Annotated in this window: 27 protein-coding genes and 1 other RNA gene; 22 read left to right on the top strand and 6 right to left on the bottom strand. The window is 25.8% G+C overall.

Going from position 1 to position 25,985, the window contains the following annotated elements:
• Positions 1-6: 6 nt before the first annotated feature.
• Complete coding sequence (locus tag QZ321_RS02960) at positions 7-936, bottom strand: hypothetical protein (RefSeq protein ID WP_291742553.1); 930 nt, start codon at positions 934-936, stop codon at positions 7-9.
• A gap of 170 nt (positions 937-1,106) precedes the next feature.
• On the opposite strand from QZ321_RS02960, the gene QZ321_RS02955 reads away from it, so the two are divergent.
• Entirely contained in the window at positions 1,107-2,975 is a 1,869-nt protein-coding gene (locus QZ321_RS02955; protein ID WP_291749405.1) for a hypothetical protein, read from the top strand.
• Positions 2,976-3,181: 206 nt separating this feature from the next.
• On the opposite strand, the gene QZ321_RS02950 is transcribed toward QZ321_RS02955, so the two are convergent.
• On the bottom strand, positions 3,182-4,318 hold the full coding sequence (locus tag QZ321_RS02950) for an aminotransferase class V-fold PLP-dependent enzyme (RefSeq protein WP_291749408.1): 1,137 nt from the start codon (positions 4,316-4,318) through the stop codon (positions 3,182-3,184).
• A 21-nt stretch (positions 4,319-4,339) separates the two neighbouring features.
• Positions 4,340-4,615 carry a putative Se/S carrier-like protein gene (locus tag QZ321_RS02945; protein ID WP_291749411.1) on the bottom strand — a complete coding sequence of 92 codons (276 nt, stop codon included), beginning with the start codon at positions 4,613-4,615 and terminating at the stop codon, positions 4,340-4,342.
• A gap of 268 nt (positions 4,616-4,883) precedes the next feature.
• Here QZ321_RS02945 and QZ321_RS02940 point away from each other — a divergent pair, with 268 nt between their 5' ends.
• The 9 genes from QZ321_RS02940 to QZ321_RS02900 all read left to right on the top strand — a co-directional run bounded on the left by QZ321_RS02940 (position 4,884) and on the right by QZ321_RS02900 (position 12,599).
• Positions 4,884-6,047, top strand: a complete 1,164-nt coding sequence (locus QZ321_RS02940) for a clostripain-related cysteine peptidase (RefSeq protein ID WP_291749413.1) — start codon at positions 4,884-4,886, stop codon at positions 6,045-6,047.
• 117 nt (positions 6,048-6,164) lie between these two features.
• Positions 6,165-7,757, top strand: a complete 1,593-nt coding sequence (locus QZ321_RS02935; protein ID WP_294196172.1) for a cell shape-determining protein — start codon at positions 6,165-6,167, stop codon at positions 7,755-7,757.
• Positions 7,758-7,913: 156 nt separating this feature from the next.
• Complete coding sequence (locus QZ321_RS02930; RefSeq protein WP_291746379.1) at positions 7,914-8,354, top strand: VanZ family protein; 441 nt, start codon at positions 7,914-7,916, stop codon at positions 8,352-8,354.
• Positions 8,355-8,543: 189 nt separating this feature from the next.
• Positions 8,544-8,816 carry a DUF1292 domain-containing protein gene (locus QZ321_RS02925; RefSeq protein WP_290459433.1) on the top strand — a complete coding sequence of 91 codons (273 nt, stop codon included), beginning with the start codon at positions 8,544-8,546 and terminating at the stop codon, positions 8,814-8,816.
• Between the two features lie 19 nt (positions 8,817-8,835).
• Positions 8,836-9,237 carry a hypothetical protein gene (locus QZ321_RS02920; protein ID WP_290459432.1) on the top strand — a complete coding sequence of 134 codons (402 nt, stop codon included), beginning with the start codon at positions 8,836-8,838 and terminating at the stop codon, positions 9,235-9,237.
• A 61-nt stretch (positions 9,238-9,298) separates the two neighbouring features.
• Positions 9,299-9,477, top strand: a non-coding RNA gene (gene ssrS / locus QZ321_RS02915) — 6S RNA.
• A 597-nt stretch (positions 9,478-10,074) separates the two neighbouring features.
• The gene (locus QZ321_RS02910) at positions 10,075-10,269 is read left to right on the top strand and encodes a DUF896 domain-containing protein (protein ID WP_290459431.1); all 195 of its coding nucleotides are present in this window, start codon (positions 10,075-10,077) and stop codon (positions 10,267-10,269) included.
• A 13-nt stretch (positions 10,270-10,282) separates the two neighbouring features.
• On the top strand, positions 10,283-11,197 hold the full coding sequence (gene hprK, locus QZ321_RS02905; protein ID WP_290459430.1) for an HPr(Ser) kinase/phosphatase: 915 nt from the start codon (positions 10,283-10,285) through the stop codon (positions 11,195-11,197).
• A gap of 13 nt (positions 11,198-11,210) precedes the next feature.
• Positions 11,211-12,599 carry an aminopeptidase gene (locus tag QZ321_RS02900; protein ID WP_291746381.1) on the top strand — a complete coding sequence of 463 codons (1,389 nt, stop codon included), beginning with the start codon at positions 11,211-11,213 and terminating at the stop codon, positions 12,597-12,599.
• 109 nt (positions 12,600-12,708) lie between these two features.
• On the opposite strand, the gene QZ321_RS02895 is transcribed toward QZ321_RS02900, so the two are convergent.
• Positions 12,709-13,539 carry a PHP domain-containing protein gene (locus QZ321_RS02895; RefSeq protein WP_291746375.1) on the bottom strand — a complete coding sequence of 277 codons (831 nt, stop codon included), beginning with the start codon at positions 13,537-13,539 and terminating at the stop codon, positions 12,709-12,711.
• Between the two features lie 202 nt (positions 13,540-13,741).
• On the opposite strand from QZ321_RS02895, the gene QZ321_RS02890 reads away from it, so the two are divergent.
• The 7 genes from QZ321_RS02890 (at position 13,742) to folK (ending at position 19,229) form a co-directional block, all read left to right on the top strand.
• Complete coding sequence (locus QZ321_RS02890; protein ID WP_291746372.1) at positions 13,742-14,338, top strand: aminodeoxychorismate/anthranilate synthase component II; 597 nt, start codon at positions 13,742-13,744, stop codon at positions 14,336-14,338.
• Between the two features lie 27 nt (positions 14,339-14,365).
• On the top strand, positions 14,366-15,709 hold the full coding sequence (pabB, locus tag QZ321_RS02885; protein WP_291746368.1) for an aminodeoxychorismate synthase component I: 1,344 nt from the start codon (positions 14,366-14,368) through the stop codon (positions 15,707-15,709).
• Positions 15,710-15,717: 8 nt separating this feature from the next.
• On the top strand, positions 15,718-16,473 hold the full coding sequence (locus QZ321_RS02880) for an aminotransferase class IV (protein ID WP_291746365.1): 756 nt from the start codon (positions 15,718-15,720) through the stop codon (positions 16,471-16,473).
• Positions 16,463-17,017, top strand: coding sequence for a GTP cyclohydrolase I FolE (gene folE / locus QZ321_RS02875; RefSeq protein ID WP_290459425.1), 555 nt, complete (start codon positions 16,463-16,465; stop codon positions 17,015-17,017). The genes QZ321_RS02880 and folE overlap by 11 nt, the downstream gene beginning before the upstream one ends.
• A gap of 102 nt (positions 17,018-17,119) precedes the next feature.
• Positions 17,120-17,593, top strand: a complete 474-nt coding sequence (locus QZ321_RS02870) for an HD domain-containing protein (protein ID WP_290459424.1) — start codon at positions 17,120-17,122, stop codon at positions 17,591-17,593.
• A gap of 13 nt (positions 17,594-17,606) precedes the next feature.
• A complete protein-coding gene (folP, locus tag QZ321_RS02865; protein WP_291746362.1) occupies positions 17,607-18,416 on the top strand; it encodes a dihydropteroate synthase in 810 nt (269 codons plus the stop codon).
• Positions 18,417-18,425: 9 nt separating this feature from the next.
• A complete protein-coding gene (gene folK / locus QZ321_RS02860) occupies positions 18,426-19,229 on the top strand; it encodes a 2-amino-4-hydroxy-6-hydroxymethyldihydropteridine diphosphokinase (RefSeq protein ID WP_290459422.1) in 804 nt (267 codons plus the stop codon).
• Between the two features lie 74 nt (positions 19,230-19,303).
• Here folK and QZ321_RS02855 read toward each other — a convergent pair whose 3' ends face one another.
• On the bottom strand, positions 19,304-19,795 hold the full coding sequence (locus tag QZ321_RS02855) for a DUF4883 family protein (protein ID WP_290459421.1): 492 nt from the start codon (positions 19,793-19,795) through the stop codon (positions 19,304-19,306).
• A gap of 210 nt (positions 19,796-20,005) precedes the next feature.
• Here QZ321_RS02855 and QZ321_RS02850 point away from each other — a divergent pair, with 210 nt between their 5' ends.
• The 5 genes from QZ321_RS02850 to QZ321_RS02830 all read left to right on the top strand — a co-directional run bounded on the left by QZ321_RS02850 (position 20,006) and on the right by QZ321_RS02830 (position 24,607).
• Positions 20,006-21,019, top strand: a complete 1,014-nt coding sequence (locus QZ321_RS02850; RefSeq protein WP_291746358.1) for a pyruvate kinase — start codon at positions 20,006-20,008, stop codon at positions 21,017-21,019.
• Positions 21,020-21,095: 76 nt separating this feature from the next.
• Complete coding sequence (locus QZ321_RS02845; RefSeq protein WP_291746356.1) at positions 21,096-22,556, top strand: amino acid permease; 1,461 nt, start codon at positions 21,096-21,098, stop codon at positions 22,554-22,556.
• Between the two features lie 140 nt (positions 22,557-22,696).
• Positions 22,697-22,969 (top strand): hypothetical protein, encoded by a 273-nt coding sequence (locus QZ321_RS02840; protein ID WP_290459418.1) that lies wholly within the window; start codon positions 22,697-22,699, stop codon positions 22,967-22,969.
• Between the two features lie 111 nt (positions 22,970-23,080).
• Positions 23,081-24,277, top strand: a complete 1,197-nt coding sequence (locus tag QZ321_RS02835; RefSeq protein WP_291746353.1) for an NADP-dependent isocitrate dehydrogenase — start codon at positions 23,081-23,083, stop codon at positions 24,275-24,277.
• 153 nt (positions 24,278-24,430) lie between these two features.
• Positions 24,431-24,607, top strand: a complete 177-nt coding sequence (locus tag QZ321_RS02830; protein ID WP_291746351.1) for a small, acid-soluble spore protein, alpha/beta type — start codon at positions 24,431-24,433, stop codon at positions 24,605-24,607.
• Positions 24,608-24,706: 99 nt separating this feature from the next.
• Here QZ321_RS02830 and QZ321_RS02825 read toward each other — a convergent pair whose 3' ends face one another.
• On the bottom strand, positions 24,707-25,936 hold the full coding sequence (locus tag QZ321_RS02825; protein ID WP_291746347.1) for an aminopeptidase: 1,230 nt from the start codon (positions 25,934-25,936) through the stop codon (positions 24,707-24,709).
• Between the last annotated feature and the right edge of the window lie 49 nt (positions 25,937-25,985).

The raw sequence follows: 25,985 nt of genomic DNA, 5'->3' as shown, positions 1-25,985 counted from the left end.
AGAATATTAACATTTTCTATATGGTGGATCAAAATCATCATATGGGAATAGTAATTGATTAAATCCAACACATGGATCATTAATTACAGATGGTTGACATTGAGGAACTTCGATTGGTCCACTAGAAGCGACAGTCATGTTAGTAATTCTGTATAACTCAATTATTGTAAATAATCCAATTACTATATCAGCATGGTAAACAAAATTTGTTGCAGTAATGCAAGGAGTAGATTGGTTTGCAGGATATTGTCCTATCTTAGAAGATAGTGGGCTAGCTATAGCTTGAACATAAGCATAAGGCACATTGTTTGTATTTTGAGGAACATTATAGTTAGGAGCAAGTGCGCTATCTCCAATAGCTATAGAAGTATTAGGGTCAACTATTCCACCTTCTAATGAAATTTGTTTTGTATAAACTGTATAAGCAGGTACTGTTGTTGTAGTTTTACTAGAAGTTGCTGTTGCACCAGCTACTAAAAATTGGATTGCAGTATTGTTTGAATTGTAGAATGTTAAATCATATGAGAATGTATATTGAACTGTTACATCGTAAAATCCAGGAAGTCCAAATTGTCCTGGTGATGATACAGAAATATTAGTAATTGCAGTAGAAAAATTAGAAACTTTAATATTATTTACAGTATTATTAAATGCAATAACATTTCCTTTTGTAATAGGAGATGTTGTTAAAGGTCCATTTTCTCCAGGTAAATTTGAAAGCGATGTAGCTCCATTATACAAACTTGAACTTATTTTTATAAAATCAGAAGCCTCAGGTGGTAAGCTTCCATTAGGACATGGTGGAAGTGGTTGTTGTGAACAATCAATAGGTCTTAAACAGTCTTGTTGTTTGCAACGACCATATATTTTTTTTGCAATCAAGCACTCATCAGAAAGTGCTTCTGGTTGTAATACGTTAAAATTGTCTTGTGACATATATAATCCTCCTTATTAATAAATTAAGCAACTAACTTAATAATATAATATGAGAGGCAATATAAAGTGTGAAAAAAATCATTTTGCAATGATTATGGATACAAGCTATTGTAATATTTAGAGGGGAATTTTCATATTTTTAATAATAGTAATATCATGGGGGAGAAGTTATGTATTGTTGTGAAAAGGAAAACTATTGGATTGAAGTAAATAATACATTATTAAACTTTTATAATAAAGAAAATAAAATATATTTAGACAAGTATGAAAAGTATAAATTAGTAGAACAAAAGATTATATATGATAATTGTGATACACTAAGTACTGTAATTTTAAGCTCAAATGGAGATATTTCACTTATATATATTAATTTAAATGGAGAATTAGTTTTAAGCAGTTTTATTAATGGAAAGTTAGAAAATAGCATTATTTTAATTAGAGAAGCACCTAAAAATAGTTATATGCAAATTGCTTCAGTAAATAATTCTTTAAATATATTTTATATAAATGAAGTTAATGATATTAGTACTATTTGTTTTAGAGTTTTAAGTAATAGATTAACTTTAACTCCTGCTGTTATTATAGATGGAATTGATACTAAATGTGATATTCCATACATAATAAGTGCAGATAATGATAAATTAGCAATATGCTATGTTAAAATTGGTTATCCACATACTATAGGTTATAGAACTTATGATATTAAAAAAAGCCTTTGGTCAAACTTTAAGGAATTAGCTAAGTGTAATTTTCCAATAAGCAATTTTGATTTTGTTATTAAAGATGATATTATAGCATATTCATATACCTTTGCTAATTACAGAAAAGAAAATTTAATATGTGGAATAGGTAAAAATGAAAATATTAAAAATAATCTTATACAAGAATCAAGCCCAAAAGTAAATTTAAGTGATATATATATATCAAAAGATAATAAGCTATGCTTAATATATCTTTTAGAGGACACTTTAAAAATAATGGAGTTAGAAATAAATAGAGAAATAAAAACAATTAAGGATATTAGCCTTAAAAATATATCTTATTATAATAAATATAGTTATTCTTGTGATAAAGAAATATCAAAAAATACCATTATAAATGTAAAAGCAGAAGATTTAAATATTTTTACAGATAGTAACTTTGTTAATAGCATATTGAGTGAAGATAATGCGGCTGAAACTAAATTATCAAGTGATGAAGAGGATTCTCTTATAGTAGAGGAAAATTTAAGTGAAAATATTTGTACTTTTAATTTAGATGAATATATAAAACCATATATTACAAAGATAGAAGAATATGAAGCTTCTATTAATGAAATAAAAGAAAAGCTTAATATATCTCAAGACGAAAAGAAAAAATTAATGGATAATATAGAAGATTTAAATACACAATTAACTGAAAAAGATAATGAAGTAAGTGATTTGCAAAATTCTTTAAAAGAAAACGAAGTATCTTTATCGAAATATGAAAATGAAATAAATGAATTAACACAGAAGCTAAATGAAAAAGATAATTCAATTGAAAAGGAAGTTATTGATCTTAAAGAGATAATAAATAAAAATGAAATTGAAAAAACTAATTATATTAAAACTATTGAAGAAAAAGAGGAAGTAATAAAAAGTATAAATGAAAATTTAGAAATTAAAGAAAAAGATTTTCAAGCATTACAAGTATTAATTAAAGAAAATAAAAAGATAGAAAATGAAAGTAAGCAAGAAATATCAAAATTAAATAAGAAAGTTTTAGACCTTATAGAAGATTATAATGCAGCAGATAAGGAAAGAAATGAATATTTAAATGAAATAAACAATTTAGAAGAAAGTATCGATTATTTAAATCAAATAATAAATAGTAATAACGATGAAATTAATTTCTTAAAGAACAATATTGATGAGTTAAATCAAGTTATAGAAGATAATAATAATAAAATTAATTCTTTAAATAATGAAATTGAATCTTTAAAAGAGGATATTTTATTCTTGGAAGAAAGAGCAAAGAGTAGTGAGTCTTTTATAAGAAAATTATTTAAAAATGAATGATAGTTAATAAAAATATAATTTATAAAAAATTTATAGGAATTATTAATAAAAATTCTATATAAAAAAATAAAAGTAGCTATATCTTATTAAATTAAAAAATTAGAAGGATATAGCTATTTTTATTGTAAGAATGTTATTCAAATTATTATATAGCTATTTTTATTATAGAAATATAATTTAAGTTATTGTAAAAATAAAAATTTATATTAGCTATTATAAATTTCAATTAATGAATTTATTAAAGCTTCTATATCATTAAATGTATTAAAATATCCTGGGCTTATACGAACAGTTCCCATTCCTTCAGTTCCTATAATTTTATGAATAAGAGGAGCACAATGATAACTTGTACGCAAGTAAATTTCTTTTTTATTTAAAGCTTCACCAATTTCAGAGCTATCAAACCTTTCCATATTAAAAGATAAAACAGGAGTTTTTAAATTAGGAGATGTTTCTCCATATAATTTTATATAAGATAATTTTTTAAGCTCAAAAGTAAGATATTCCATTAATTGAATTTCATGATTACGTATTTTATCTATTCCTTTATTTAAAATAAAGCTTACCCCTTCATTTAATCCAACTATTCCAGGAGTGTTTAAAGTACCACTTTCCATTTTATCAGGATAAAGTTCTGGTTGAATCATTGATTCAGAATTGCTTCCTGTACCCCCTTCTTTAAGAGAAGATAGTGTTAAACCATTATTTATATATAATCCACCAGTTCCTTGTAAACCTAAAAGAGATTTATGACCAGGGAAGGCTAATAAATCTATATTCATTTTTTTAACATCTATATCACAATATCCAGCAGTTTGAGCTGCATCAACAATGAATATTAAGCCAATGGATTTTGCTAGCTTTCCTATAGCTCCAATATCTTGTATTGTACCTAATACATTAGAACCGTGATTTACAATTAAAGCCTTTGTATTACTTTTAACAGCTTTTTTAATATCAGATAAATTTAAATAACCTTTTAAATTTACAGGTAAAAAAGTTGTTTCTATACCATGTTTTTTTAAAGAATATAGTGGTCTTAATACGGAATTATGCTCAATCATAGTTGTTATTACATGATCATTTGGTTTTAGTATACCTTTAATTGCAATATTTAAAGATTCAGTTGTATTAGAGGTAAAAATTATTCTAAGAGGATCGTCAATATTAAATAACTTTGCAAGCATTTCTCTGCAATTAAAAATTTTCATTTCACATTGAAGAGACATGTTATGGGAGCCTCTACCAGGATTTGCACAATAAGTTCTTAGGCATTTATCCACTTCTTTATATACTTCATTTGGCTTAGGAAATGTTGTAGCAGCATTATCTAAATATATCATAGGTCCTCCTTTAAATTACATTTAAAATGTTATTTCTTCATAACAATATCGTCTTATTTCTTTATTTACAAACTTTTTATGAATAGCTCTTATTGAAATATCATTACTCTTTATTAATTCAATTACTTTTTCAATTTCTTCTTCACTAACTTCAATAGACCTTGCACAACCAGCAGACAAACAACAAGGTGTTTGAATCATATAAATATTTAATTTATTACTTTTTAATAATCTATATAAAAGCATACTATTATTTGCAGAGTCAAAAGTTATTATATATATTGGTTTCTCAATCATTTTTGTTTCCTCCTAGCCTATCTTTACTTTTAATATTATATTCAAAAGCGCTGTATAAAGTGTAAATCATATTAAATAAAGAAAATATTAAATAATCAATAAAAAGGTAAGTTTATTATTTTATAATAAACTTTTAAGTTAAAATACAAAGTTAATTATAAATATATAAATAAAATAGATATTGGAATAATTTAGTCTATTATAGCTTTATATAATCATAAATATAAAAGGGAGTGCTATTTTATATTAGGGGTTGAGATTTTAAAATATGGCTAAGAAAAAGTGGACAGTTATAATGTACTTAAATGGAAATAACGAATTAGGAATAGAAATGGAAAATACATTTAAGGAAGTATGTGAAGTTAAAAATAATGAAGTAAATATAGTTATACAATTAAGTAAAGCTCCCATTGAAATAGTTAATCTAATAAGACAAGATGAAAGTAAATATAAAGATGAATGGGTAGGAACAAGAAGATATGCAATAACAAATGGAGATTTAAATTTAATAGAAGAGTATTCTCATATAAATATGGCAGATTATAAAAATTTATATAAATTTTCAGAATGGGCAATAAAAAATTATCCAGCAGAAAGGTATATGCTAGTTATTTCAGGGCATGGATTTATTGTAGCTAGCTTATCAGATTTATGTGGAGATAACCCATATATTATGGGCATGTATGAAATGTGCTTTGCTATAAATAATTTAAAACAAGATTTAAATATAGATATAGATATATTATCCTTAGATATTTGTAATATGAACACAGTAGAACTATTATATGAACTAGGGAAAAATAAAAATAATACAGTAAAGTATTTAATGACCTATATTAATAATGGACCTATTGAAGGAATGAATTATAAGGATATAATATATTTTTTGAATAATAAAAACACGAAGGATATTTTAATAGACATAACTAATAGTAGCATGAATAATATTGTAGTTTCAGAAGTGAAGCATGGAAAATTAGAAAAAATAAAAGAGCTTAGTAATAAATTATCTTTTTATTGGCTTTTAATAAATGAAAAAAAAGCAACAGATAGAGAAATAAAATTATACAATGAACTTCATCACACAATAGATAAAGTTATAAATAAATTAGTAATAGCTAAAAATAATATAGAAAAAAGAAAAGCAGTATTACATTTGATGTTTTATAATAAATATCAAATAGAAGATATTGAATCATTTACTAGGTTTTATTATAAATTATCATTTACTAAAAATAATTATTGTAGCAATGTAATTGCAAAAAAAGGTAGTAGTGAAAAACCTAATATACAAAAATCAAAGGTAGAGCAGGAAATTTTAGATAAAAGGGATATAGAATTATTTATTAGAAATTTTAATGAAGATAAAATAGATGAAAGAGATATTGAAGAGATAGCAAATAAAATATATAAATATAATAAGTGGATATAAGATTTTAAGTGTTTTAATAAGTTATAAAATAACTTATTAAAAGATAGTATAAATCTTTTAAAAAAGTATTGAATTCAATTAAATATCCCTTTATAATATTATTATGGAGGGATAAAAATGAAATTTCAAAGTAGTTTTAAGCAATATTTAAAATGGTTAATAGGTATTTACCTAATAATGGGTGTATTATTAGCATTTAATAGTAAACTTATTTTAGACTTTACATTAAGTTTAGGAATATTTATAGGACCATTTGTATTATGCACAGCAGGGTATGGAGTTTTAACATTAAATAAGAAATATATAATTAGTGGAGTAGTTGTTGGATTATTATATTTTGTTTCACAAATAATTTTTAGTCCAATATTTATGGCAAAAACTCATAGAAATTTAATTGGAAATGTAGAACAAATAGAATTTTCAAGCCAAATAGATCATATGGACTTAAAGCAATTACCTATTATTGATAAGGAATTAGCATATAAACTCGCAGATAAAAAGCTAGGGGAAATACCAAGTCTAGGAAGTCAAGTAACAATAGGAGACTTATCTTTGCAAAGTGTAAATGGACAGTTATATTATGTTGGACCATTAGAGCATTCATCATTTTTCAAATGGCTTACAAATAGAGAAGGAACAGAAGGATATATTAAAGTAAGTGCAACTAATCAAAATGATGTACAATTAGTTACAGAATTAAATGGAAAAGAGATACGCCTAAAATATCTTCCATCAGCTTATCTTTTTAGTGATTTAGATAGACATGCTTATTTAAATGATATGAAAGCAGGGCATACAGATTATACATTTGAGTTAGATGATGAAGGAAATCCTTATTGGGTCATTACAAGATATGATAATGCTATTGGAATAACAGAGAAAAAAGCAATAGGTACAGAAATAATAAATGCACAAACTGGTGAAACAAATATTTATGATATAGAAAATACACCAAAATGGGTAGATAGAATTCAACCATCAAATTATATAAATAATTATTTATATAAATGGGGAGAATTAGTTCATGGTATATTAAACTTTAGTGATAAAGATAAATTAAAACCAACACAAGGAATGAATATAATATTTAATAATGATGAATGTTATTATTATACTGGAATAACTTCAGTAGGAAATGATGAAGGTTTAGTCGGATTTATGTTAACTAACACTAGAACTGGTGAAGCAAAAATGTATAAAACTTCAGGGGCTACTGAAGAGGCAAGTATGAAATCAGCAGAAGGTAAAGTTCAGCAATATGGATATAGAGCAACTTTCCCTTATTTAATAAATATACAATCAGAACCGACATATTTTATGACTTTAAAAGATTCTAATGGGCTTGTTAAGCAATATGCTATGGTTAATGTTAAAAACTATAATACAGTTGCAGTAGGCGATAGCTTACAATCTACATTAAACAGATATTTAGAAGCATTAACTAATACCAATATTTCATTAGAAGGAAGTAATAGTGAAGAATCATTAGTTGGTGAAGTTGAAAGAATAGGATTGGTTGTTAAAGAAGGTTCAAGTATTTATGATATAAAAATAAAAGGACAAAATAGTTATTTTTCAGTATCAACAGAAACATCAAGAGAAGTAGCATTAACAAATGTTGGTGATACTGTTTCTATTAAGTTTATAAAGGTTGGAGATGGAGAATATATAATAACTAATTCTTTTGAAAATTTAACTTTAGAACAGTAGGATATTTAAAAATATATTTATAAAAAATAAAGGTATTAAATTTAATACCTTTATTTTTTTATTAATAATAAATATAAATTATTATTTAAAAGGTGTAAAAGTTTAAATATAAGTAAATATTAAAGTATATTATTATATTTAGAAAGGATAGTTAGAATGAAAAAAAGTAAAATTTTATTAAAGATAATACTTGGTATTTATATAATGGGATTAGTAGGGGTACTTTTATTAAAAGGAGGTAGAATAGGAATTTTACATAGGGGTTCATTTATAGAAAGATTGTCTAGGGTGAATTTTATTCCTTTTAAAACTATAATATCTTATTTTACTAGTGGTTTATCATTTGCTGAAAGTAATGCTTTTTCTAATTTATTAGGAAACATAATAATTTTCATACCATTAGGATTTATGATTCCATTGATATTTAATAAATTTAGATCTTTAAAATCAGCAATATTAATAGGATTTTTATCTAGTTTTTTAATAGAGATACTTCAATTTGTATTTAAGATAGGATCTTGCGATATTGATGATATAATTTTAAATACTTTTGGAAGTATAGTAGGATTTATACTGTTTAGGTTTATAAAAAAATAATATAATTTAATTTTAAAAAAAATATATATAGTAATTAAAGTAAAAAATAATTTGATATTGGTTTTAAATGTATATATGATAAAATGGTAACTGAATAAAAATTATAAAATAATAAATTATTAAGAAGGGAGGGCTACTCAAAAAATATTAAAATTAATTACATAAATGTTTTGAGTAGCATAATAAATAATGAGTGAAGAAATAAAAAAGGTTCAAAATGAAGAAGTTCAAATAATGACTTTTTTAGATGAAGAAGGAAATAAAGTTCAATTTGAAGCTATTGCTAGAATTTATTTAGAAGATAAAGAATATTTATTATTAGCACCAGTAGATGAAAAAGATAGCGAAGATATTTATGTATTTAGAATAGATGAAGTAGATGGAAAGCAAGAATTAAATCTTGTAGAAGATGATAAAGAATTCATAGCTGTAAAGAAAGAATATAACAAATTATTATATTAATTTATAAGGAGAATAAAAGTTGAAAGAATCACAAATAATAAAAATATTAAATGAAAATGATTTATCAGATGTTGAAGTTTTAAAAAGTGAAAATGAATTTGCTTTAATAAATTTTTATTTTGATTTTGATAAAGATGTATTAGATGCTGCTAAGGCTTATTCTAACGAAGAAAGCAATTTGGAAGAATATAGTAAAGAGTGGTATAGTGAATATTACTTCCCTTATTTATATGATTTTGCTAATGATGAAGTATTAGAAATTATAGAAGAAGTAATAGAGCAATTAAATATCGAAGGCGAAATGATGGCTATTCAAATGACTGAAAAAACTAGTGATTATGTGCAATTTATGGCCTTATTTACAGAAGAAGATAGCAATATATCAATAGAAGAAGTAGTAAAGGATTATATGTCTAAATAAATTTTAAAAAAGGCAAACATTACTATTGAACTTTTAAAATAGTTTGATATAATAAAAGCATGAAATCCTGAGATGTGCGTTTAGCTTATGATGTTCAACCTACATTATATTTACGGGATTTGCAACAGGCTTGTAGATGTCGGGCTTCATTAAATCAGAAGATGGCAGAAGCAAGTTGAGCGAAACCCACCTGCGAGTTGCAGGTGTGAATATTTAAGCGACCGGCATGTTGGGAATTAATTAGAAGAAAACACCTCAATTTTGAGGTGTTTTTTGCGTTAAGCAGCTTTTGATTTAGAAATATAATATTTATTTGAATGCTTTCTTTTATATTTTTTATAAATAAGTTGTTGATATCGCCAAAGATGTTTGTCCAAATTTTGTGATATGTATATAACGAATTTATTTTGAGGAGATAGAAATTTTAAAAGCAAATTTAAAGTTATCTTTTGTAGAATAATTTTGTTTTTAAGACTTTTTTTATTCATAAGTTACCTCTTTTGATTCTTATTAACAGTATATGGGTTATTATACCATAAATGGCATAAAAGTAAAATAATAAAGTTCATCAAAATAATACAAAATATTCGATTAAAAAACATGAGTATCTTTAAAGTGAAATTTGCTAATAATAAATGATGTATTAACCTCTAATAAAAAGCAGATATTTTGACGAAAATATAAAAAATATGAAATAAAAAATAATTAAAGTTGATATTAAAAAGAAATAAATGTAAAATAATAATTATTAAAAAATAAAATTTATGATAAGAAACTTAATTTGTATTTTAAATTAAGCTAACTTTTATAATTTTATAAAAGAAAGGAAGTAAAAAAATGGATTATACAAATGCAAAAATTGAGGATGTAATAACTAGGATAAATGAATTATATAAAAAGAGCAAAGAAGAAGGATTAAATGATCAAGAAAAAGAAGAGCAACAAGTTTTAAGAAGAAGATACATAGATAGTTATAAAGATAATCTTAGAGCACAATTACAAGGAATTGAACCTAAGAATAAAAAGAAGTAAAGGGTGGTAAGTATTGTCAGTTACTGTAGAGAAGTTAATATCAGATTTTGAGTTAGAAGTTTTAGTTGAGGGCGAAAAGAATGTAAAGATATCTGTTAACGATATAAATAGACCGGGATTACAGTTAGCTGGTTTTTATAATTATTTTGCACCTGAAAGAATCCAAGTTATTGGAAAGGCTGAATGGAGCTTTTTAGATGATATGGGAATAGAGTTAATGAGAAAAAGAATTAATAAATATTTTAGTTTTAATTCTAAATGTATAATTATGACTAGAGGATTAGAGCCACATAATGAATTTTTAAAGGCTGCTAAAAAGTCAAAATCATGGTTATTAAGAACAAATGTGGTTACAACAAAATTTATAAGTAAGCTTACCATGTATCTTGCAGGTAAACTTGCTCCAGAAACTAGATTGCATGGTGTTTTGATGGACGTATATGGTATAGGTATACTTATAACTGGAGAAAGTGGAATAGGAAAAAGTGAAACGGCCTTAGAGCTTATAAAAAGAGGTCATAGATTAGTATCTGATGATGCAGTTGATATTAAAGAAATAGATGGTAGTTTGATAGGTACATCCCCTAGAATAACTATTGGGATGTTAGAAGTTAGGGGAATTGGTATTATTGATATATCTTCATTATACGGTCTTAGTTCTATATTGCCATCAAAGGACATAAATTTATTAATGCATTTTGAACACTGGAAAGATGATGGTGATTATGATAGGTTAGGCGTTGATAAAGAAACTCAAGATATACTTGGAGTAAAGCTTAGAAGACTAAGAGTGCCTGTTAGACCAGGGAGAAATATTGCAGTCATAATTGAAGCAGCAGCTGGTAATTATAGACATTCGTTGATGTCTGATGTTACACCAGTAGATATTATCGAGCAAAGAATGAGTGAAGTTGTTGAAGAAGAATAAGGAAGGCGATAGTATGGGCAAAATTTCTAAAAAAAATTCATGGCTAAAATATGATCAAAATGGAAAACAAGAAATTTTTAATTTTTGTGAAGGATATAAAAATTATCTTTCAATAGGAAAAACTGAAAGAGAATGTATCCATGAAGCTATAAGATTAGCAGAAAAGAATGGTTATAGAAACTTAGATGAAATAATAAAAAATAATGAAGCTTTAAAGACAGGAGATAAGGTTTACTTTAATAATAAAGATAAAGGTTTAGTTTTATATTTAATAGGAAAAGATTCTATTGAAAATGGAATGAGAATTATAGGTTCTCATGTTGACTCTCCAAGACTTGATTTAAAACAACATCCATTATATGAAGATAGTGATTTAGCATTAATGGACACTCATTATTATGGTGGAGTTAAAAAATATCAATGGGTTGCACTTCCACTTGCGTTACATGGTATTGTAGTAAAAAAGGATGGAACAAAAGTTAATGTTGTAATAGGCGAAGAGGATAATGATCCTGTACTTGGAATTTCAGATCTTTTAGTTCATCTTTCAGCTGACCAATTGCAAAAAAAGGCAAACGAAGTTATTGCTGGAGAAGATTTAAATGTTCTTGTTGGAAATATTCCATTAGAGGGTAAGGAAAAAGAAGCTGTTAAAGAAAATATTTTACTTCTTTTAAAGGATAAATACGATTTTGAAGAAGAAGATTTTATTTCAGCAGAATTTGAAATTGTACCAGCAGGTAAAGCAAGAGATTTAGGTTTAGATAAGAGTATGATAATGGGGTATGGGCAAGATGATAGAATATGTGCATATACTTCATTAATGGCCTTATTAGAGGTTGATAGCGTAGAAAAAACATCTGTTATTTTGTTAGTAGATAAAGAAGAAGTAGGAAGTATTGGTGCTACTGGTATGCATTCAAAATTCTTTGAAAATTCTTTAGCTGAGGTAATGGATAGAAGAGGAGAGTATTCTGAATTAAAATTAAAAAGAGCTCTTCAAAATTCATTAATGTTATCAGCTGATGTTACTGCTGCTTTTGATCCAAATTATCCAGGAGTTTGTGAAAAGAAAAATACAGCTTATTTTGGAAGAGGTCTTGTATTTAGTAAATATACTGGAGCAAGAGGTAAAAGTGGATGTAATGATGCAAATCCAGAATTTATTGCATGGCTTAGAAAAATCATGGATGAAAATGATGTTTCATATCAAACAGCAGAGCTTGGAAAGGTTGACCAAGGAGGCGGTGGAACTATCGCTTATATTTTAGCTCAATATAATATGGAAGTCATAGATTGTGGTGTTGCTTTACAAAACATGCATGCTCCATGGGAAGTATCAAGTAAAGTTGATGTTTATGAAACTAAAAATGGATATAAAGCATTTTTAATTGAAGAATAAATATAAAGAGCATATAATATTAAAATTTTTTAAATTTAGTATTATATGCTCCTTTTTATTATAATAATTTTTATTAATAAGTTATATAAAAACTTATTTTAATATTTAATTAGTTATTTAGTTTATTTAAAAACTTTTCCAGTCTATGTTTTTCCATAGATTGAGAACCTAATATTCCATGCTTTGTATCATCTTCTTCATGTCCATGAGAGTCAGAGCCACAGGAAGTTAATATATCTTTTTTATCTACAATTTTTAAGAAATTTTTAGTATCTTCTTCCGTGTTAAGCCCATAGATACCTTCTATTCCATCAAAATTAAGATGAAGAACATCTAGCACATGTAATTTTTTTAATAATACAGGATGAGCTAAAACCACAAGGGCATTATAAGTTCTTAATAAGTTAATTCCTTCTTCTGTAGATAATTTATTTGCTGGTATATATGCAGGGCAATGATCTCCAAGGAAATTATCAAATATATATTCTTTTGAGTAGTTATATCCAGCATCTATTATAGCTTTAGCTATATGTGGTCTTGCAATAGTATCCTTACCGTTTTTAAGGACTTCATTAACATCTATTTCAATATCATTAAATTTCTTTAATCTTCTGACTATTTCATGAGCACGAGCAATTCTTTTTTCTTTTAATCCTTCTAAAAAGTTATTTAAATCAGGATTTTTATAATCATCACCTTTAAAGTATCCTAAAATATGAATAGTTTCTCCTTTGTAAGTTGTAGATAATTCTACTCCAGGAATAAAATGTATATCTAGTTTTTCAGCTTCACTTTTTGCCTCTTCAATTCCTGATAAGGTATCATGGTCAGTTAATGCTAGATATTTTACTCCTCTATCATAAGCTTTTCTTACAACATCTTTAGGTGAATATTTTCCATCTGATGCAGTAGAATGTGTATGTAAATCGCATATAATCATATTAAAAATTTTTCTCCTTTCAAGTAAGTGTTTTGTAGTATATAAAGCTATGATATAATTTATTCATTGATAATGCAATAATAATAAATTAAGCTAAATTTATTATTATAGAGCATTATTTATTAATAATTTATGTTTATTTTAAAAAAATATAGCTTAAATTATAAAGTTTGAAATTTACAAATGAAATTGGAGGAATAGTATGCTTTTAATGATTGATAACTATGATTCTTTTGTATATAACTTAGTTAGATATTTTGAAGAGTTAGGCGAAGAAATTGTTATTTATAGAAATGATAAAATTACACTTAAAGAAATAGAAAATATGAATATAGATGGAATAGTTATTTCTCCAGGACCAAAATCTCCTAAAGAAGCTGGATTAAGCTTAGATATTATTGATAAGTTTAAAGGGAAAATTCCTATATTAGGTATTTGTTTAGGACATCAATGTATAGGGCATTATTTTAATGCTGTTATTAAAAAAGGAAGTGAACCAGTTCATGGGAAAATATTTAATATAACTCATAATAAGAAGGATATATTTAAGGATGTAAAAAATACTTTAAAAGTTACAAGATATCATTCATTAATAGTAGATAAGGAAAATTTTCCAGTTGATTTGGATATAATTAGTGAGACAGAAGATAATATTATAATGGGAATTAAGCATAAAAAATATCCTATATACGGAGTTCAATTTCATCCAGAAGCAGAAATGACAGAAGAGGGTCATAAAATTTTAAATAATTTTATAAATATAACAAAAGAATTTAATAAAAACTTGAATAAGTTTTAATAAATTTTATAAGGGGGAAAGTTGTAAGTGGGGTTAGTTAAAATAGAGTTTAATAGTAATTTAAATGTATTTGAAATTTATAACTTGTTTAAGGATAAAAGTAATACTATATTATTAGATAGTTCTAAAGAAGATAAAAAGCTTTCTAAGTATTCTTTTATTGGAATAAATCCATTTTTGAAATTTGAAGTAAAAAATGAAACTACCTATATAAATGGAAATATAATTGAAGGTGATGCCTTTAATATATTAGAAAATTTAATAAATGAATATAAAAATGATATTGAAGATACTATACCATTTTTAAGTGGAGCTATTGGTTATATTTCTTACGATACTGGAAGATTATTAGAGAGTCTACCTAATACAGCAACAGAAGATTTTAGTATACCAGATATGAGATTTATTTTTTATAAAAATATAATAATATTTGATTTAATAAATAATAAAAAATACATAACTGATTTAGATGGTCATATTGAAAATATACATAACATTTTAAAAGTAATAGATAATGGAGAAAAAATTGCTGATGAAATAGTTTATGAAAAAAGTGAAAATATTTTTTATTCAAATTTTGTTAAAGAGGATTATAAAAAAGCAGTAGCTAAGCTAAAAGACTATATAGTATCTGGTGATGTTTATATTGCAAACATGACTCAAAGATTTTGGTGTTATAATGATGATGAATCTTTTAATATTTATAAGAAATTAAGAAGCATAAATAAAGCACCTTTTTCGGCTTATTTAAATTTTGATGATTTTCAAATTATAAGCTCATCTCCAGAAAGATTTGTTCAAGTTATTAATAATAAGGCACATACAAGACCTATAAAAGGGACAAGACCTAGAGGTAATAACAAAAAAGAAGATGAGGTAAATAAGTTAGAACTTATTAATAGTGAAAAAGATAAAGCGGAATTATTAATGGTTGTTGATTTAGAGAGAAATGATTTTAGTAAGGTATGTAAACCACATACTGTTAAGGTTACTGAAAACTTTAAGTTAGAAGAATATGCTACAGTGTTTCACTTAGTTTCTACAGTAGAAGGAGAATTAAAAAATAATGTTTCTTCTGTAAGGTGTATAAAAGAATGTTTTCCTGGTGGTTCTATAACTGGAACTCCTAAAATACGAGCTATGGAAATAATTGAAGAGTTAGAAAAGGTTAAGAGAAATATTTATACAGGTTCTATAGGATATTTTGATTTTAGAGGAAACTGTGATTTTAATATAGTCATAAGAACAATAGTAAAAAAAGATAATAAGGCTTATTTTGGAGTTGGCGGTGGAATTACTTACGATTCAATAGAGGAAGATGAGTACAATGAAACGCTAGATAAAGCAAGAGCTTTAATGAGAGTATTATAGGTGAATTAATGAGAAAAGTTATATATGAAAATGATACTATAAATATAGATAGTGGTATATTTTTTGGAAGAGGAGTTTTTGAAACTATATTAGTAAAAAATACTCCAGTATTTTTAAAGGAGCATATAAAAAGATTAAATAATGCAATTTTAGAATTCAATTTAGGTAAGTTAATATCTATCGAAGATGTAGCTTTCTTTATAAATAAATATAATATAAAAAACAAAGCATTAAAAATTGTTGTAACTGAAAAAAACTTAATTTATTCAATAAGGGAGATAAAGTATAAAGATAGTGATTATAAAGAGGGATTTAAGGTCTCTATTTCTGAGGTTTTAAGAAATTCAACTTCTAGGATAGTTAACTTTAAAACTTTAAATTATTTAGAAAATATTATAGAATATGAATTATGTCAAAGAAATGGATATAATGAATCTATATTCTTTAATGAAGAAGGTAATTTATGTGAAGGGTGTACAAGTAATATTTTTATAGTTAAGGATAAATTTATTTATACACCACCAACTAAATGTGGATTATTACCAGGAATAGTTCGTAGCTGGGTTATTGATAGCTTTGATGTAATAGAAAAAAATATAACAAAAGAAGAATTATTAAATAGTGATGAAGTTTTCTTAACTAATTCATTAGTTGGGGTTATAAAGGTTTCTAATATAGAAAACAAACTATTTAAAAATGAAGTAATTGAAAAAATAAAAAAGCAATATGATAAGCAAATAAATGGAGGGCAAAATGATGAATAAAGAAAAGATAATGGAAGGTGTAAAGCTAATATTAGAAGGTATAGGAGAGGACGTAAACAGGGAAGGATTAATAGAAACACCAGATAGAATAGCAAGAATGTATATGGAGATTTTTGAAGGCTTAGGAAAAGATGCTAAAGAGGTGCTTTCTAAAACATTTTCTGTAGAAAATAATGATTTAGTATTAGAAAAAGATATAACATTCTTTTCTATGTGTGAACATCACTTAGTTCCTTTCTTTGGAAAGGCACATATAGCCTATATACCTAAAGGAAAAGTAGCAGGGCTTTCAAAGCTTGCAAGAACTGTTGAGGTTTATGCTAAAAAGCCTCAACTACAAGAAAGATTAACAACAGAAATAGCTGATGCCATAATGGAATATTTAGATGCAGAAGGAGCTATGGTTGTAATTGAAGCAGAACACACATGTATGACTATGAGGGGAGTTAAAAAGCCTGGTGCTAAAACTGTAACTACTACTTATAGGGGAATATTTAGAGAAGATATAGAACTAAGAAGAGAAGTTATGAATTTTATAAAATAATTTTTCTAAGTTTAATAGTTTATTTGGGATATATATAAGTTAGGATTTAAACCTAATAGGATTAGTTTAAACAATAGCTATTAACTTTAAAGAAGGTGAAATATGAAAAATATAGATATAATTTTTAACAATGTTCAGTATAGAAATGCTCTAAAAAGCTTAAAGGAATATGAAAAAGATAGAGAGTTTTGTAATCATACTATAGAGCATTTTATAGATGTGGCTAGAATTGCATATATAATGGTCCTTGAAGAAAATTTAAATATTTCAAAAGAAGTTATTTATGCAATTGGGCTTTTACATGACATAGGTAGAGTAAAGCAATATGAAGAAGGAATTAGTCATGATATTGCTAGTGTAGAAATGAGCAAAGAAATATTAAAAGAAACAAACTTTACAGCTGATGAAATTAATATTATTTTAAGTGGAATTGCAAGTCATAGAAAAGAAAGTGATAAAAGATTAGAAGAAATAATATATAAGGCTGATAAACTATCAAGACAATGTTTTAATTGTAAGGTTAAAAGGGAGTGTTATTGGAAAGATGAAAAGAAAAACCTTGCTATAAAATATTAAGGAGTGAAGGAAATTGAGAATAGGAAATAAGGAATATGAGTTAGGAAAGAGAACTTATATAATGGGAATATTAAATGTAACACCAGATTCCTTTTCAGATGGTGGAAAGTTTAATGAAATAGATGAAGCTGTAAATCAAGCTAGAAAGTTAATAGAAGATGGTGCTGATATTATAGATATTGGTGGGGAATCAACAAGACCTGGTGCAGAATATGTAACAGAAGAAGAGGAAATAAAAAGAGTAGTTCCAATAATTAAAGCTATAAAAGAAAAGTTAGATGTTACTATTTCAATAGATACATATAAAGCGAGGACAGCCGAAGAATCAATAAAGGCAGGGGCAGATATTATAAATGATATTTGGGGTGCTAAATATGATAAAAATATGGCTAAGGTAGCTGCAAAATATAATACTCCAATTATTTTAATGCATAATAGAGAAAATAAGCCTTATGAAAATTTAATGGAAGATGTAGTAAGGGATTTACAAGAAAGTATTGATATTGCATTAAAAGCTGGAGTAAAAAAAGAAAATATAATTTTAGACCCCGGCATAGGTTTTGCTAAAACTTATGAGGAAAACTTAATTGTAATGAATAATTGTGAAGTTATTAAAAAATTAGGTTATCCAATGCTTTTAGGTACATCGAGAAAATCAATGATTGGATTAACTTTAAATTTACCTGTAAATGAAAGAGTAGAGGGAACACTTGCAACTAGTGTTATGGGAATAATTAAGGGATTTGAGTTTATTAGAGTTCATGATGTATTAGAAAATAAAAGAGTAGCTATTATGACAGATACTATATTAAAAGCAAAGTAGGGAAGATAAATGGATAAAATATATTTAAAAGATATTGAGATTTTTGCAAATCACGGTGTTTTTAGTCAAGAAAAAGATTTAGGGCAAAAGTTTATTTTAAGCATAGAACTTTCGCTAGATATTAAAGAACCTGCAACTACTTGCGACTTAACTAAGTCAGTTCATTATGGAGAGTTGTGCCATAAAGTTATAGATGTTTTTAAAGAAGAGTCCTTAGATTTAATTGAAAGTGTTGTAAATAAGGTGGCTAATTTTATTTTAGATACTTATCCAATGGTTAAAGCTGTTAAAGTATTATTAAAAAAGCCTTGGGCACCTATAGGAAGACATTTAGATTACGCAGCAGTTGAAATTAATAGAGAAAGACATTTTGCTTATATTGCATTAGGAAGCAATATAGGGAATAAAGAAGAAAATCTTAAAAATGCTATAAAAAAGATTGAAGAAATTAATGGAGTAAAAATTTCTAAGGTTTCGTCTTTTATGGTGACAGAGCCATGGGGATATGAAAATCAAGAAGAATTTTTAAATGGAGTTATTAAGGTAGAAACATACTTAACACCAAGAGAGCTTATGAGCACTCTTCTTAAAATAGAAAATGACCTTGGAAGGGTTAGAGAAATAAAGTGGGGACCAAGAATAATAGATTTAGATATTGTTTTATATGATGATGTAATAAGTAATGATGAATTTGTTATACTTCCACATCCTTTAATGCATTTAAGAGATTTTGTTTTAAAGCCATTAAAGGAAATAGCACCTTATGCACTACATCCATTAAAAAATAAGAGAATTTTTGAACTTATAGATTAAAAAAATAATACACTCAAAATATTTATGAATTTTTTAAATATTTTGGGTGTATTTTTATTTTTAGTAGGTAAAAATTAATTATTAGAGTTAGCTTTATTTATTATATAAACACAAAATGAATAAATATTATTTCTTATAGGAACATTATCCATAGTTATCATATCTTCTTTTAAGTTTCCATCCCAAGGGAAAAGTGTTATAGAATTTTTATCATAAACATTTATAACATATTTAGATTTATCATTATCAAATTCAATAATAAGCTTATACTTAACTTTATCATCTTCTAAATTAAGTTCACTTACATAGTTATCAGCATTTAATGAAGCTAAAAAGCAAGGGAGAATATCTTCATCTTCTTCTAAAACCTCATGATATTCATAAAAGTTAACGTCAAAAACTTTAAGAGAATAGCTTTCATTATTTTTAATTTTCTCATAAATTTCATTTGAGTAGTAATAAAGATTAGGTTTAGTTTTTAAGTTTATGTATTTAGGATCATTAAAAACACAGCCAGATAAAAGAGTAACTAATAACAATATATAAATAAACTTTAAGTATTTCATCTTATCCTCCTAGAAAATGATTATATAAATAATTATTCTGTAAAAGCTTAATTTAGAACAAAGGCAAATTTAAAGATTTATTTCTTAAAATTTATATTAAGTAAATTCTTTATAAAATATAATTTATTTAAATGCAAAAGTAACAATATGTAATAAAAAGAAAAAAATTATAATAGTATAATTTATAAGCAATGTATAGGTAGGGTATTAATGAAAATAATTGCAACCATAGGACCAAGCTCCTCTAATAAAAAGGTTTTAGAAGAACTAATTAATAATGGAGTTGATATTTTTAGGTTAAATTTTTCACATTTTTATGAAAAAGAGTTTATAAGAATATTAAAATATTCTAGAAGTTTAAATAAAAATATAACCTTTATGGCAGATTTATGTGGAAAAAAGGTTAGAGTATCAGAAAACTTAAAAACTGTATTTAAAGTTTTTAAAAATGAAATAGTTTATTTTTGCAGTAGTGATGTATATTTATTAATTAATAATACTAATGATAAAATTATTCCGCTTAATATAAAGTCAGATATTATAGAGAAAAATGATATTAAAAAAATATCTATGAAAGATGGCACTATGAATTTTGAAATTATCGATAAAGATAAAGTATTTTTAAAGGCTATAGCAAAAGATACTGGAGTAATTAGAGGGGGAAAGGGATGTAATATTCCAGATGCTTGTTTAGGAGAAAATTTATTAAATGATAATGATAAGAAAAACTTAAAGTGGGCTATTGATAATGGTATAGATATAATTGGACAATCTTATGTTGAAGGTTCTAGAGATATCTTACATGTAAGAGAATACATAAAAAAATTTAAAGGAAGTAAAAAAGATATTAAGATATTTTCTAAGATAGAAACTATGGCAGGATTAAATAATTATAAAGAAATAATGAGTTTTAGTGATGGAATTGTTATTGCAAGAGGTGATTTGGTTCCAGAGTGTAGTATGGAAGTATCTGTAGAAGAGGAATTTAAGTTATTAAATAATTTAAGAAATGAAAATTATGATAAAGAAATAATAATAGCAACTCATGTTTTAGATAGTATGAAAAATACTTTGAATAATAGTATAAGCGAAATAGAAAGTATATATTCATTTATAAATAATGGAGTAACTGGTTTTTTATTAGCAGGAGAAACTTCTATTGGAAAATATCCACTACAAGTAGTTCAATTACTAAATAAATTAATTAAAATGTATAAAAAGTAATAACTGTTAAAGTATAGACAAGCTATTTTTTAATAGGTATTATAAAATAGCAAATCTATATTAAGGAGGAAATTAAATGAGTGAACAAGAGAAGAATTTACGCTGGTATAATTTAGCTATGATGGCTTTTGTAGCAGTATGGGGATTTGGTAATGTTGTAAATAACTTTGCCAATCAAGGATTAAAAGTAGTTGTATCCTGGGTACTTATAATAGGATTATATTTTGTACCTTATGCATTAATGGTAGGAGAATTAGGGTCTGTTTTTAAAGATAGTAAAGGTGGGGTAAGCTCTTGGATAAGAGGAACCTTTGGAACTACTTTAGCTTATTTTGCCGGATGGACATACTGGGTTGTTCACATTCCATATTTAGCACAAAAGCCACAATCGGCTTTAATTGCATTAGGATGGACTGTAAAGCAAAATGGTAATTTTATAAAAGATATGGACCCAATAGTGGCTCAATTATTAACATTAGCAGTATTTTTATTATTTTTATGGATTGCATCAAGAGGTGTAACATCTTTAAAGATGATTGGAACAATAGCTGGTACATCAGTATTTGTTATGTCTATTTTATATGTTGTATTAATGTTAGCTGCACCTTCAATTAGAGGAATACAATCAGCAACAGTGGATTTTAATATTAAAAATATGATGCCGAATTTTAATTTTTCATATTTTACTACACTATCAATGTTAATATTTGCTGTTGGAGGTGCTGAAAAAATATCTCCGTATGTAAATGAAATGAAAAAGCCAAGTAAAGATTTTCCAAAGGGAATGATTGTACTTGCTATTATGGTTGCAGTATCTGCGTTACTAGGCTCTTTTGCAATGGCAATGATGTTTGATGCTAATAATATACCATCAGATTTAAAAATGAATGGACAATATTATGCATTCCAAATGTTAGGTAAATATTATGGAGTTGGAAAATTATTTATAATAATTTATGCGTTAGCTAATTTCTTAGCACAAATATCTGCATTAGTATTTTCTATAGATGCTCCATTAAAAGTTCTTTTAGCAGATGGAGATAAAAAGTTTATACCTAAGGCTTTAACTAAAACTAATAAATATGGTGCACCTATTAATGGTTATATTATGACAGCTATTTTAGTTGGAATATTAATAATAGTACCAGCTCTTGGTATTGGAGATATGAACTCTTTATTTGATTGGTTACTTCAATTAAATTCTGTAGTTATGCCAATGAGATACCTTTGGGTATTCTTAGCATTTATAGGTCTTAAAAAGGCAGCAGATAAATATAAATCAAATTATAAGTTTGTTAAAAATGATAAACTTGCAATGATAATAGGAATTTGGTGTTTTGCATTTACAGCATTTGCTTGTATAATGGGGATGTTCCCAAGCAGTGTAGAAAAGTTTTCTAGTGAATGGTGGTTCCAAGTATCATTAAATATTATTACACCATTTATATTAATAGGCTTAGGATTTATATTACCTATGATAGCTAAAAAGACAAATAAAAAATTAGAAGGTTTTAGAGATTCTAAAAATATAGCATAATATAAAAATTATTAATAAAAACTATAAGGTATTAACAACCTTTTAACGAAATATTAAATAACTCATATTGCAAAAATACTTAATTAATAGTATAATAAGAACATAAGTTAAATTTTATAATGTAAATGAGGTTTGTTTAAATGTATAATTTAAAATCTATATTATGGGCAATAGTTGGGATAGTAATCTTTATTGCTGTAGTTAAATTTTTTATATTTCTTTTACCTTTTGTTATAGTAATAGGATTAATAAGCTATATTATAGTTAAAGCAAGAAAAACATTTAATAAGAAAAATAATATAAATAGAAACTATAATTCTTACAATCAAAATAGAGAGGTTTTTGAAGAAAGTAGCATAGATAACAATACTGGAGAAATAATTGATGTAGATTATAAGGAAGTAGATAAATAAAATTTTAAATAAATTATAACTATATTAATATTAAAACATAATAAAACATAAATATAGAAAAAATTAGTATAAATATTATTGTTATAAATATTTACTAAGGGGGCTATATTTATGGAAAAAATTAAAATGTCAACTCCATTAGTTGAAATGGATGGAGATGAAATGACTAGAGTTATTTGGAAAATGATAAAGGCGGAATTATTAAACCCTTTTATTGATTTAAAAACTGAATATTATGATTTAGGAATAGAATATAGAAACGAAACTAATGATAAGGTAACAGTTGAGGCAGCTGAGGCTATAAAAAAATATGGAGTAGGAGTAAAGTGTGCTACAATAACTCCAAATGCAGAGAGAATAAAAGAGTATAATCTAAAAGAAATGTGGAAAAGTCCTAATGGAACTATAAGGGCAATTTTAGATGGTACAGTTTTTAGAACACCAATAACTGTTAGCTCAATAAAGCCTTTTGTTAGAACATGGGAATCACCAATTACAATAGCTAGACATGCATATGGTGATATTTATAAAAATGTTGAAATGAAAATTGAAGATAAGGGAAAAGCCGAATTAGTTTTTACTGATAAAGAAGGAAAAGAAACTAGAGAAACTATTTATGATTTTAAAGATAGTGGAATAGTTATGGGAATGCACAATACTAATAAATCAATATCTAGCTTTGCTAGAAGTTGTTTTAATTTTGCTTTAGATACAAAGCAGGATGTTTGGTTTGCAGCTAAAGATACTATTTCTAAAAAGTATGATCATACTTTTAAAGATATTTTTAATGATATATTTGAGGAAGAGTATAAGGAAAAATTTAAAGAAGCAAATATCGAATATTTTTATACATTAATTGATGATGCAGTTGCAAGAGTAATTAAATCTAAGGGCGGATTTATTTGGGCTTGTAAAAATTATGATGGTGATGTTATGAGTGATATGGTTGCAACAGCCTTTGGTTCTCTTGCAATGATGACTTCTGTTTTGGTATCACCAGAAGGCTATTATGAATATGAAGCATCTCATGGAACAGTGCAAAGACATTATTATAAACATTTAAAAGGTGAAGAAACTTCAACTAATTCAATAGCTACTATTTTTGCATGGACAGGTGCATTAAGAAAAAGAGGAGAATTAGATGGAAATTATAAATTAGTTGAGTTTGCAGAAAGGTTGGAAAAAGCTTCCTTAAAAACAATTGAAGATGGAGTAATGACTAAGGATTTAGCAATGCTTACTGATTTAAAGAATGTTAAGACTGTTAACACTTATGACTTTATTAAAGAAATAAGAAGTAGATTATAAAAAATAAAAAATTATTATACCTCTAAGGTTAATCTAATATTATGATTAACTTTAGGGGTATATTTATTTATTGGATAATCTTTAAAGTATAATTTATTAAAGAAAGTATAAAATAATTATAAAAGTATAAAGAAGGAGGTGAATAAGTTAAAAATGTCACATAAAAATAATAAAAATTCAAAAGATAATAAAAAAGCAGGACAAAAGACTAAAGCAGAATTACAAAAAATGAGAGTAGAAACTGCAAATGAAGTTGGATACTCTAAAGAATCAAGAAAATTAGGTAAGAATAAAGAAAGAGTTGATAGTGCTCAAAAAATGGGACAATAAAATATTAATTAAAATTTGGTAATGATAATATTAAACTTTGAAAGTACATAATGAATAGTAAAAAAGGAGTGTATAGCAAGAAACACTCCTTTTGTAATATTAAAAAGCCCAATTACCATTAGAGAAAATTTTAATAGTTTCTCCATTTTTATTAATTCCTGTGATTTCAAGGTCGCTAGTTCCAATCATGAAATCAACATGAATAACTGAATTATTAACTCCCATTTTTTCAAGTTCTTCTTCAGAATATTTATCAGCATTTTTTACACAAGATTCATAAGCTCTACCAAAGGCTAAATGACAAGCTGCATTTTCATCAAATAATGTATTAAAGAATATTAACTTTGAATTAGAAATAGGTGAGTTATAAGGAACAAAAGCAACTTCTCCTAAATATTTAGCACCTTCATCACTTTCAAGCATTTGTTTTAATATATCATATCCAGTTTCAGCAGTAAAATCTATAGCTCTGCCATCTTTAAATGTAATAGAGAAATTATCAATTAAATTTCCACCATAACTTAACGGTTTAGAGGAATAAACTATACCATTAACACCAGTCTTTTTAGGTAAAGTAAATATTTCTTCTGTTGGCATATTTGCATTAAAAGGTATTCCTTTAACATCTTCTTCAGAACCACCAGCCCAAATATGACCTTCTGGAAGTTCTATATTTAAATCAGTTCCATTTGAAGATTTTAAATGAACACTTTTAAAATTATTTTCATTCATAAACTTAATTTTTTCTTCTAAATAAGCATTATGATTTTCCCAAGCTTTTATTGGGTCTTTAGTATCAACTCTAACTGTTTTAAATATAACATCCCATAAAGACTCTAAAGCTTTTTCATCACTAAGGTTTGGGAAAACTTTTTTAGCCCATGAAAGTGTAGGAACTGATAATACGCACCAACGACATTTATTAGACATAGAGTTATCATAATATTCTTTTAAAGCTGTAGTTCTAGCTTTTTGAGATTCACCTATTTTTTCAACAGAAACTCCTTTTAATCCATCTGGATCACTTGCAGCTATTGAAATAAAACAAGCACCTTGTCTAGCATAATAGTTGTATCCTTCTGCCATCCAAGAAGGATAATCAGAAATAGTTTCAAGTGAACTATTTTCTAATTTTATTTTAGTTAATTGCTGATCGCTATAATGTACAATTACTTCTTTAGCACCAAAGTTGTAAGCTTCTTTAGCAATAAGCCTAGCAAATTCTGCTGTTTCAATTGGTGAGGTAATAACTAATATATTATCTTTTTTTATATTAACTCCTGTATTTACAGCTAACATTGCATATTTTTTTAAAAGATTTTTATCCATAGAAAGGCCTCCTATATTATATAATAGTAAATTATACCACATAATATTT

This window comes from uncultured Clostridium sp. (assembly GCF_910588715.1).
Lineage (GTDB): Bacteria > Bacillota > Clostridia > Clostridiales > Clostridiaceae > Clostridium.
The sequence above is the reverse complement of the archived record's forward strand: the minus strand, read 5'-3'. Positions and strand labels throughout refer to the sequence as shown.

Bases quoted from the DNA above. Each gene is read 5' to 3' on its own strand.
- QZ321_RS02960 (WP_291742553.1), bottom strand. From the start codon at position 936: ATGTCACAAGACAATTTTAACGTATTACAACCAGAAGCACTTTCTGAT.
- QZ321_RS02955 (WP_291749405.1), top strand. From the start codon at position 1,107: ATGTATTGTTGTGAAAAGGAAAACTATTGGATTGAAGTAAATAATACA.
- QZ321_RS02950 (WP_291749408.1), bottom strand. From the start codon at position 4,318: ATGATATATTTAGATAATGCTGCTACAACATTTCCTAAGCCAAATGAA.
- QZ321_RS02945 (WP_291749411.1), bottom strand. From the start codon at position 4,615: ATGATTGAGAAACCAATATATATAATAACTTTTGACTCTGCAAATAAT.
- QZ321_RS02940 (WP_291749413.1), top strand. From the start codon at position 4,884: ATGGCTAAGAAAAAGTGGACAGTTATAATGTACTTAAATGGAAATAAC.
- QZ321_RS02935 (WP_294196172.1), top strand. From the start codon at position 6,165: ATGAAATTTCAAAGTAGTTTTAAGCAATATTTAAAATGGTTAATAGGT.
- QZ321_RS02930 (WP_291746379.1), top strand. From the start codon at position 7,914: ATGAAAAAAAGTAAAATTTTATTAAAGATAATACTTGGTATTTATATA.
- QZ321_RS02925 (WP_290459433.1), top strand. From the start codon at position 8,544: ATGAGTGAAGAAATAAAAAAGGTTCAAAATGAAGAAGTTCAAATAATG.
- QZ321_RS02910 (WP_290459431.1), top strand. From the start codon at position 10,075: ATGGATTATACAAATGCAAAAATTGAGGATGTAATAACTAGGATAAAT.
- QZ321_RS02900 (WP_291746381.1), top strand. From the start codon at position 11,211: ATGGGCAAAATTTCTAAAAAAAATTCATGGCTAAAATATGATCAAAAT.
- QZ321_RS02895 (WP_291746375.1), bottom strand. From the start codon at position 13,539: ATGATTATATGCGATTTACATACACATTCTACTGCATCAGATGGAAAA.
- QZ321_RS02890 (WP_291746372.1), top strand. From the start codon at position 13,742: ATGCTTTTAATGATTGATAACTATGATTCTTTTGTATATAACTTAGTT.
- QZ321_RS02880 (WP_291746365.1), top strand. From the start codon at position 15,718: ATGAGAAAAGTTATATATGAAAATGATACTATAAATATAGATAGTGGT.
- folE (WP_290459425.1), top strand. From the start codon at position 16,463: ATGATGAATAAAGAAAAGATAATGGAAGGTGTAAAGCTAATATTAGAA.
- QZ321_RS02870 (WP_290459424.1), top strand. From the start codon at position 17,120: ATGAAAAATATAGATATAATTTTTAACAATGTTCAGTATAGAAATGCT.
- folK (WP_290459422.1), top strand. From the start codon at position 18,426: ATGGATAAAATATATTTAAAAGATATTGAGATTTTTGCAAATCACGGT.
- QZ321_RS02855 (WP_290459421.1), bottom strand. From the start codon at position 19,795: ATGAAATACTTAAAGTTTATTTATATATTGTTATTAGTTACTCTTTTA.
- QZ321_RS02850 (WP_291746358.1), top strand. From the start codon at position 20,006: ATGAAAATAATTGCAACCATAGGACCAAGCTCCTCTAATAAAAAGGTT.
- QZ321_RS02845 (WP_291746356.1), top strand. From the start codon at position 21,096: ATGAGTGAACAAGAGAAGAATTTACGCTGGTATAATTTAGCTATGATG.
- QZ321_RS02840 (WP_290459418.1), top strand. From the start codon at position 22,697: ATGTATAATTTAAAATCTATATTATGGGCAATAGTTGGGATAGTAATC.
- QZ321_RS02835 (WP_291746353.1), top strand. From the start codon at position 23,081: ATGGAAAAAATTAAAATGTCAACTCCATTAGTTGAAATGGATGGAGAT.
- QZ321_RS02830 (WP_291746351.1), top strand. From the start codon at position 24,431: ATGTCACATAAAAATAATAAAAATTCAAAAGATAATAAAAAAGCAGGA.
- QZ321_RS02825 (WP_291746347.1), bottom strand. From the start codon at position 25,936: ATGGATAAAAATCTTTTAAAAAAATATGCAATGTTAGCTGTAAATACA.